This window comes from Sphingorhabdus sp. (assembly GCF_040079335.1).
Taxonomy (GTDB): domain Bacteria; phylum Pseudomonadota; class Alphaproteobacteria; order Sphingomonadales; family Sphingomonadaceae; genus Sphingorhabdus_B.
Genome location: NZ_JBEBKL010000037.1, coordinates 21221 through 29662 on the forward strand (window position 1 = coordinate 21221; position 8442 = coordinate 29662).

The 8442-nt window shown below is 57.1% G+C and carries 7 protein-coding genes and 2 pseudogenes; all 9 read right to left on the bottom strand.

Features of this window, described 5'->3' with window-relative positions; all coding sequences use genetic code 11:
* Positions 1 to 3: 3 nt before the first annotated feature.
* Positions 4 to 153 (bottom strand): annotated as a pseudogene (locus ABL922_RS10680) (cytochrome C biogenesis protein); the annotation flags it as partial.
* Entirely contained in the window at positions 153 to 557 is a 405-nt protein-coding gene (locus ABL922_RS10685) for a cytochrome c-type biogenesis protein (protein ID WP_349024199.1), read from the bottom strand. The gene ABL922_RS10685 and the pseudogene ABL922_RS10680, both read right to left, overlap by 1 nt.
* On the bottom strand, positions 554 to 1081 hold the full coding sequence (locus ABL922_RS10690; protein WP_349024200.1) for a DsbE family thiol:disulfide interchange protein: 528 nt from the start codon (positions 1079 to 1081) through the stop codon (positions 554 to 556). The genes ABL922_RS10685 and ABL922_RS10690 overlap by 4 nt, the downstream gene beginning before the upstream one ends.
* Positions 1078 to 3018 carry a heme lyase CcmF/NrfE family subunit gene (locus ABL922_RS10695; RefSeq protein ID WP_349024201.1) on the bottom strand — a complete coding sequence of 647 codons (1941 nt, stop codon included), beginning with the start codon at positions 3016 to 3018 and terminating at the stop codon, positions 1078 to 1080. Before ABL922_RS10695 ends, ABL922_RS10690 begins: the two co-directional genes overlap by 4 nt.
* On the bottom strand, positions 3015 to 3449 hold the full coding sequence (ccmE, locus tag ABL922_RS10700; RefSeq protein WP_349024202.1) for a cytochrome c maturation protein CcmE: 435 nt from the start codon (positions 3447 to 3449) through the stop codon (positions 3015 to 3017). The genes ABL922_RS10695 and ccmE overlap by 4 nt, the downstream gene beginning before the upstream one ends.
* Positions 3446 to 3577, bottom strand: a complete 132-nt coding sequence (ccmD, locus tag ABL922_RS10705; RefSeq protein WP_349024203.1) for a heme exporter protein CcmD — start codon at positions 3575 to 3577, stop codon at positions 3446 to 3448. Before ccmD ends, ccmE begins: the two co-directional genes overlap by 4 nt.
* Before the next feature lie 10 nt (positions 3578 to 3587).
* Positions 3588 to 4304, bottom strand: coding sequence for a heme ABC transporter permease CcmC (gene ccmC / locus ABL922_RS10710; protein WP_349024204.1), 717 nt, complete (start codon positions 4302 to 4304; stop codon positions 3588 to 3590).
* Positions 4305 to 4312: 8 nt separating this feature from the next.
* On the bottom strand, positions 4313 to 6880 hold the full coding sequence (locus ABL922_RS10715; RefSeq protein ID WP_349024205.1) for an SPOR domain-containing protein: 2568 nt from the start codon (positions 6878 to 6880) through the stop codon (positions 4313 to 4315).
* Positions 6881 to 6983: 103 nt separating this feature from the next.
* Positions 6984 to 8442, bottom strand: a pseudogene (locus tag ABL922_RS10720) (hypothetical protein); the annotation flags it as partial.

The following is an 8442-nucleotide window of genomic DNA, read 5'->3' on the forward strand; positions in this document are numbered from 1 at the left end:
GGGCAATGACGGCAGGCCCTGCCAGGCATAGCCCGCCAGTCCAACCAAAATGGCTGCCATTGAAAGTTCGAGAGCCAAACGCGGCATCCGCCCGAATTTCCAAAGCCCGGCGAAGCAGGCCACGGCAAATATGAACGCAAATACCCAGCCCATCAGCGTGCCTTCCTTTTGAAGCGCCCGCGCGCCAAAAATGCGCCTAGCGCCAGAGCAAACAAGGGGATGATCCACAACGGCGTCGAACTGCCCCCCATTTCGGGTTTGAAGCTGACCCATTCGCCATAATTCTGGATAAGCCATGCCCTGATGTCTTCCGGCTTTTCACCGGCGGCAATCCGTTCGCGGATCATTCCACGCATGTCTGCCGCAAGATCTGCATTGCTGCCGGTAATTGCCTGACCCTGACAAACCACACAGCGGATTGTTTCCATCAACGCCATCGCCTGCCGTTCCTGTTCGGGATCGGGAAGTTGGCGGTCGTTATAAACGCTCTGCGCTGTCACCGGCGCGACCAAAAGCGGGCTGAACATTAACAGCAGAGCTAAAAGGTTCCGGATCATTGTGCCTCCTTCAGCTTGGCCATGATGATCGCGACATCGTTCGGTTTGACGATTCCGATATGCTGGTATCGCACCACCCCTTTACCATCGACAACAAAGGTTTCCGGCACACCCGCCGATCCGAAGGCAATCTGGGTCCGGCTGTTGGCATCATCACCAATCGCGGCATAGGGATTGCCATTTTCGGATAGGAATTTGCGCAAGGCGTCCGGGCGGTCATGGATCGCGATGCCGATGATTTCTACATCTCTAGATTGCAATTGCATCAAGGCAGGCGCCTCTTGCACGCAGGGGACGCACCAGCTGGCAAAGACGTTCAATATCTTTGGCTTGCCCGTTGCCAATGAGGCGGCACTGACTGGCTGGGCGGGATCAAGCATGCCCGGTAACTCGAATGCGGGAACCGAGCGACCGACAAGTCCGGAGGGAACCGAGCGATCTACCGGATTCAGCAACCCAGACGCAAATACGGCGAAAAGCGACGCGAAAAAGACAAAAGGTGCCCAAAGCAGCACACGCCTCATGATGCAGCCACCTTTTTGCCAAAGAGGCGGCGAATGCTGAACAGATCGCGGTTAACCCGTCCAAACAGCGACAACAGGCCACCCAGCGCGATGAATATGCCGCCGATCCAGATCAATGTGACAAAAGGTTTCCAATAAAAGCGGACCGGAAAGCCTGCATTATCCTTGGGTATGCCGATGACGAGATAAAGCTGTCCGTTCCACGCTGTCGTGATTGCGGACTCATTTGTTTCCATCGGCGGATCGGTGAAGGTTCGCGATTGCGGGTGCACGGTGAAAGGCGCGTCATCTCCCTTGCGCACAATCATTTCGGCGTCGAGAGCAGACCAGTTGGGGCCGGGTTCTTCGGTCACTTTATTCAGCGTGACGCTGTAAGGGCCGATCTGCTGGGTTTGGCCGATCTGCATGGCGACCAACGCTTCCTTGGTGAAGGCGCTGTCAGCCGCCATCCCGGCCATGCTGACTGCGCAGCCAAGATGCGCGATTACCATGCCCCAGGTGAACAGAGGCGTGCGGCGCAAATTCCGTTTCCAAAGCGGCGCGATGCTGGCCGCAGCGACGCCCGCTGCGACAACCAGCCCAAGCAGCGGCAGGATACCAATCGGCCCTGCAAATGCGGCCAGCAGCAACGCTGCCAGTGCGAGTGCCAATGCGGGCAGCGCAAGCCGTTCCGCAACCTTCTTTGCCTGATCAAAGCGCCAGCGCATCAATGGCCCAGCGGCCATGCCAATCAGCAAAACCAGCGTCACCGGGCCTGCCGTCGAATTGAAATAGGGCGCGCCGACCGAAATCTTTGTGCCCGTCGTCGCTTCGAGTGCCAGCGGATATAATGTCCCGATCAAGACGATCACCAGGATAATCGACAGCAGTAGATTGTTGAACACCAGCGAGCCTTCGCGGCTGATCGCCTCGAAACGATTCCCTTCGCGCACCGTGTTGATGCGTAAGGCAAATAATGCCAACGCACCGCCAATATACAGCGCGAGAAGCATGAGGATGAAACCACCGCGCCTTGGATCAACCGCAAAGCTGTGCACGCTGGTCAAAATACCCGAACGGACAAGGAAGGTACCGATCATGGACATTGAAAAGGCGACGACCGATAACATGATTGTCCAGGCGCGAAGGCTGTCTCGCGTAGCCAGCACGGTTACCGAATGCAGCAGAGCAGTTGCTGCGAGCCAGGGCATGAGCGAGGCGTTTTCAACCGGATCCCAGAACCACCAGCCACCCCAGCCCAGTTCATAATAGGCCCAATAGCTGCCGGCCGTGATGCCGATGGTCAGGAAAATCCACGCGCCTAATATCCATGGACGCATGGCCCGCGCAAAGGTTGGCCCGACGTCGCGGGTCACCAGCGCGCCTACGGCAAAGCTGAATGCCACCGACATTCCGACATAGCCCATGTAGAGCGTCGGCGGGTGGAATGCGAGACCCGGGTCTTGCAATAGCGGGTTGAGCCCCTGACCGTTGGCCGGTGCTGGATCAATGCGCGCAAAGGGGTTTGAGGAAAAGAGCAGGAAGGCATAGAAGCCCAGCGCGATCGCGCCTTGAGCTGCGAGCGTTGCGGTTTTGGTGCGCACATCGAGCGCCCGTTCAAACAGTGCAACCGTCGCACCGCCGATCGCCAAAATCGTAACCCAGAGCAGCATTGAGCCTTCATGATTACCCCAGGTTCCGGCAAATTTGTACAGCCAGGGCTTATCCGAATGGCTGTTGGTCGCGACCAAAAGCACCGACATGTCGGATCGCATGAAAACGATGATCAGGCACAGGAACGACAAGCAGGTCAACACCATTTGCACAACCGCGACGGGGGCCGCTGAGCCGCGAAGCGATTGGTACCTGTCGGTCAGGCCAAGCGCGCCGAGTGCGAACTGCAATAGCGCCATCGCCCCTGCAAACCAGAGTGCAGCATGTCCGGCTTCCGCAATCATTGGCTCACCTCACCGGTCTTGTGCATCTTGCCGTCAAGTTTTGGCGGCATGTATTTTTCGTCATGTTTGGCGAGCAGATTGGTGGCAATAAACTGGCCGCTGGCATCAAGGCTGCCTTCGGCAATCACACCCGAATTCTCCTTGAAAAGATCTGGCGCAATCCCCTTGAAAACAACGGACTGCCGGTTGCTTTCATCCTGCACCACAAAGCGCATCGTAACGCCATCCGGTTCGCGGATGATCGATTTGTCTGCAACCATTCCGCCAAGCCTGAAGGCTTTACCAGGTTCGACATCAGACGTCGCAAGATCGGATGGGGAATAGAAATAAGCTGCCTTTGATTCGAGCGCGGACAGCGCAAGAAAACCCGCCCCAGATACGGCGAGAACTGCAAAAATTCCAAGAATGAGCCGCTGCTGCTTTGGCTTCATCCTGCATCACCAATAGTCGCCAGCATCCGTTCTGCCGAGCGCAGCGCCGCATAGCTTTGGAAGGCCAAGGCTAATGCCCCGCCCAGCGTAACCAGATAGGAAGCCCAGATAAATGGCCAGTGATTCACTTCATTCTCCTTATGCTTCCGCCATCCGCGCAAGCCTTGCCTCGGCCTTTGTCTTCGCCAGTTCTGTACGCATCCGCACCAGCACCAAGCTGGCGAACAACAGGGTGAAACCCAAAAGCGTTAACCCCAATGGCCAGAGTATCTCTGGCGCAATCGCAGACCCTTTGGTCGAGAAGCTTGGCGCTTGATGCAGTGATTTCCACCAGATAACCGAGCCGTGGATGATCGGCAGGTTGACGGCACCGATGACGCCAAAGACCGCCAGAGACCGATCTGAACCGCCCCGGTTCTGGGTGGATTGTGCGAACGCCAGATAGGCCAGATAGATGAACAGCATGACCAGCATCGAAGTCATCCGGCCATCCCATTCCCACCAGGTTCCCCATGTCGGGCGCCCCCAGATCGATCCTGTGATGAGGCATATTGCGGTGAAGAATGCGCCGGGTGCCGCCATCGCCCTTGCCGCAACCGCAGCCAAAGGATGCCGCCACACCAGATAGACGAGGCTGGACAGGCCGATCCCGCTCCAGCCCCCCATGCCTAGCCATGCGGCGGGGACGTGCACATACATAATTCGGACCGAATCGCCTTGCAGATAGTCGGGAGGGGTGACGAACAGCCCGGCATAGGTGCCCGCGATAATGAGCCCCAAGCCAGGCCAGATCAGCCATGGCGTCAACATTTTGGCTATTCGGACGAAACGGGCGGGATTTGCAAGATAGTGCATCTACAGGCTCAGAAATCTAGCCGGTAACCAAGATTGACCAATATGCCTTGCTCGGTCGTTGTCGACGGAATGCCGCCCATATTCGATTTCTGCTTGTTGAAATTCGCACCGAATTCGAATTCGACTTCGGAATTTTTAAACGGATAATAATTGATGCGAACCGAAGGCTGAATCTGCCTGTAGGAACCGTTGGTCAGGCGATCATCGCGGAAGCCATAGCGCGCACGCGGGTTGAGCTTGAACTTGCTCGTAACGGGAATGCGCGCATTGACATCCGCCGTGTAGCTGCGTGAGCGGGGTGTATCGGCGTAGCGTCCGCCGATGATATAGATGTCGTTGGAAAAAATCATTCCGCTGCCCACCAGTTGGAAGCCGTAATAATATTCGGTTCCGGTCGAGATCGTCGGCGCGATCAGGGTCGAACCTGGAAACACCCGTGTCGATCCGGGCGCTCCGCCCGTATGGTTCATTGTGAAGTCGAGATTAGCCTGCAATTTTGACGTTATCGGTCGCGAGTAAGACACGGTCAGCGACTTGGCGACAATCGTATTGTCGGCGGCCAGCTGGTACACCTGACCGTCGGTGAAGACGCCTCTGAGATCGGATAGTTCGTCGACCGGGGACAATTGCCCCGGCAAAGTCTGCCCATAAAGACCATTGACCACATTCCAGGTATTGAGCAACGGCGACTGGCGATAGTCGGCGGTGATGCTGATGTTCGACTGGTCCTTGAGCGAATAGTTGAGCGACAAAAGGCCGAGATTCACGCGGTTGTAGTGAATATCATAGTCGACCATCAGATACATGTTCAACGCATCCTTGGCGACGCGCAGTTCGGTGCCCAATGCCTGCCGGTTGATATAATCGGGGCTGCGTTCATCATACCAGTAGATGGTCGACTGGATCGTGTCGCGTTTCCCCCCGATATCCACACTCGCGCCATAGAAATAGCGATCGGAGCGGACGAAGATGTCGCGCGCACGAAGGACCGGCGTGCCGCCGACCAGGTTGAAGCGCACCTTCTTGCTCGCCTGAACGCCGATCAATCCGCCGTCGAAGCGACCAAGCACACCCGCGCTGTTGCGCGTCTGGCGACCGATGCGGGCAGAGAGTTTGGTATCCTTGTCCGATGCGTCGAAATAAAGTGCGCTCAGCGTTTTCACATCGCCGCTGCGGAACGAAATCGCGCCGGTGACCGGATCGACCAGCTTTGTCTTTGCTCGAAAACTTTTGGTATAGGAACCCGCAGCCCTGATCAGATAGGTTGTCCGGTCGTTGCCGCCGGTCAGCGTCATGTCGGCGGTGGTGAGCAGTTGGTTAACGTTTACAGCATCGTCTATCACCGGATCGCGGTTGGGATCGTTTGGTGTCAGCGGTGCCGTGACAAACTTGGTCTGGCTCTGATCGCGGAAGTAGAATTGCGAGAAGCTGCCACGCGCGTCCCATTTCCAACCCGCACTGCTTGCCTGGCGCAGGCCCGTTGGATCGCGAAGCGTCTGCCCCGACGCACCCTCTACCGGTGTATCGAGACCTGCCAGACGCTGTTTGACACGGTCAGCGCCCTCTCCGTCGGGATAGCGCCGCAGATATTCCTCATATTCTGCCCGCGCCTGCGCCTTCTGCGCCTTGCGTTCGCGCATCAGCCCCAGCAGTTCCAATAAGCGCGGTGTCTGGGCATTCTCCGGATAGGTCATACCCTTGGTCAACAGCTGGATCGCGCGGTCATAGTCATCCAGCTTGATCGCGGCTTCGGAATCGGCGACCAGCGTATCGAGCTTGGCTTTTTCGTCTTCGGCAAGTTCGCGGGCTGTGGCCGGTGTCGTCGAAACCGCAGGTTGCTGTTCGGCGCTGCTGGCCAGTCGGGTTGCTACCCCCTGCTCGCGCTCGGTGGCGCTGACCTTGACTATCCAGGCATCTGGAAAATCGGCCAAAAGCGCCTTTCGTGCTTCTTCAGCCTTTGCTTTGCTTTCGAAAAACCCGGCGCGCAACCGGAACCATTTTTGTCCGTCGCGCTCATATTCTGTGGTGTAGAGAATCCGGTCCGAAATCTTGGTCAGCTTGTCAGTCGGGACATCGCCGATCGAAGTCGGTTGAGAGGCCAGATTGATGACATAGAGTCCAGCTGGAACTGCCTTCGCCGTTTCAACAGATGCAGCACCGGGATCAAGCGGCAGCTCTTGATTGCCCTGCGGCACAGCCGCGGCCAAATCGCCCGACAGGCCAGTACAAGCGGATGCGCCAAGTTCCGACAGCGTGACGAGCAGCACATCGGGATCCAGTCCGGCGGCGACTCTGAACTGCATGTCGCGCCGGAACAGGAGCGACAGCGTTGGTCCGCTTGCCGGGTCATTATCGAATTCGATCGATCGAACCGCCGAAGCGCCCGTCGGCGCACGTAAAGATTCGCGTCCCGTCACTCCGCCATCATCGAGCAGGCGCAGGCGGATCGAGAGCTGGCGGCCGTGGGTTTCAGGAAAGGAACTGAGCAGCTGGATTCGGCCCTGAAAGCGAATGGCCAAGGTCGAGCAATCGCCCACCGTCTGTGTCGTCACATCCGAAAGGACACGATCTGACACAGTTTGTGCAAAAATAGGCTGGACGGTGATCGCACTTGAAATGACCGAAGTTGCCAACAGGTACGAAACGCACCGCACTCGATTTATCTGCATTAAAACCTCATCAGAATTCTGGGGAACTGACCCGATGCTCGCCGGTTCGGCGTTTCTTGATCGTGATCATCGTCGCGTCGGTATACTCATGGCACGCACCGGTGCAGTCACGCAGTTCGGACACTGTGTAGTTCGTGTTGCCAAACTTCTTGTGCTCACCCGCCTTATAGTCGTTCGTGTGGCACGCTGCGCAATTCGGAGCATAGCCGGGATTCTGGTACGGAACCGTCTGCGCATTGGTCTTGTGGCAATCGATACAATCGAGTGGTTGCGCGTGTGTTCCCGGATAACCAGCGCCGGTGTGCTGGTAGTTGAGCACTGGCGTCCAGGTAGTCGTGCGATGGCAAGCAACGCATTCGACCGTTGTCACAAAGTGATTGCCTGGCTTGCCGGTCGCTTTGGTACCGTTGTGGCAAGTACCGCAATTGCCGGTTACGCCAGCATGGTCGAAGGTTGCAGGCAGCCATGCGGCGGTCTTGTGACAATCGCCACAGTCTGCGGACGTCGTTATATGCGAAGCCGACTTACCCGTAGCCTTTGTACCATTGTGGCAGCTCGCGCAGGTGCCGAGCGCTTGGCTATGATCCATGCGTACCGTCGTCCAAGCTGATGTTACATGGCAGCTGTCGCATTGATCGGTTGTCGAAATATGATTGCCGGTTTTTCCGGGCGCTTTGGTGCCGTTGTGGCAGCTGGCGCAGGTACCGATTGCTTCGACATGGTCGAAGGTTGCAGGTGACCATGCCGTCGGGCGATGGCAGCTTTCGCAAACTGTCGTCGTCGTCAGGTGGGTGGCCGACTTGCCGGTCGCCTTGGTACCATTGTGGCAGCTGGCGCAATTTCCGGTGACACCACTGTGGTTGAAGGTCGCCGGGGTCCAGCCGGTGGTCTTGTGGCAATCCTCACAAACATTGTTGGTTGCAATGTGGTTAGGTGATTTGCCTGTCGCTTTGGTACCGTTGTGGCAGCTGAAGCAGTTGTTGCTGATGCCGCTATGGCTGAAGGTCGCGGGCGTCCAGCCCGTCGTTTTGTGGCAATCCTCGCAAACATTGTTGGTTGCAATGTGGTTGGGTGATTTGCCGGTCGCTTTGGTACCGTTGTGGCAGCTGAAGCAATTATTGCTGATGCCGGCGTGATTGAATGTCGCAGGCGTCCAGCCGCTGGTCTTGTGACAATCCTCGCAGACATTGTTGGTCGTGATGTGGTTCGCGGATTTTCCGGTTGCCTTGGTGCCATTATGGCAGCTGAAGCAATTGTTCGTAATGCCCGTGTGGGTGAAGGTTGCGGGTGTCCAGCCAGAAACCTTGTGACAGTCTTCACACACATTGCTTGTCGCCAAGTGCGTTGCTGACTTGCCCGTCGCCTTAGTGCCGTTGTGGCAGCTGAAGCAATTATTGCTGATGCCGGCGTGATTGAATGTCGCAGGCGTCCAGCCGCTGGTCTTGTGACAATCCTCGCAGACATTGTTG

Excerpts from the sequence above, each read along its gene's own strand:
- ABL922_RS10685 (WP_349024199.1), bottom strand. The coding sequence starts at position 557 with ATGATCCGGAACCTTTTAGCTCTGCTGTTAATGTTCAGCCCGCTTTTG.
- ABL922_RS10690 (WP_349024200.1), bottom strand. The coding sequence starts at position 1,081 with ATGAGGCGTGTGCTGCTTTGGGCACCTTTTGTCTTTTTCGCGTCGCTT.
- ABL922_RS10695 (WP_349024201.1), bottom strand. The coding sequence starts at position 3,018 with ATGATTGCGGAAGCCGGACATGCTGCACTCTGGTTTGCAGGGGCGATG.
- ccmE (WP_349024202.1), bottom strand. The coding sequence starts at position 3,449 with ATGAAGCCAAAGCAGCAGCGGCTCATTCTTGGAATTTTTGCAGTTCTC.
- ccmC (WP_349024204.1), bottom strand. The coding sequence starts at position 4,304 with ATGCACTATCTTGCAAATCCCGCCCGTTTCGTCCGAATAGCCAAAATG.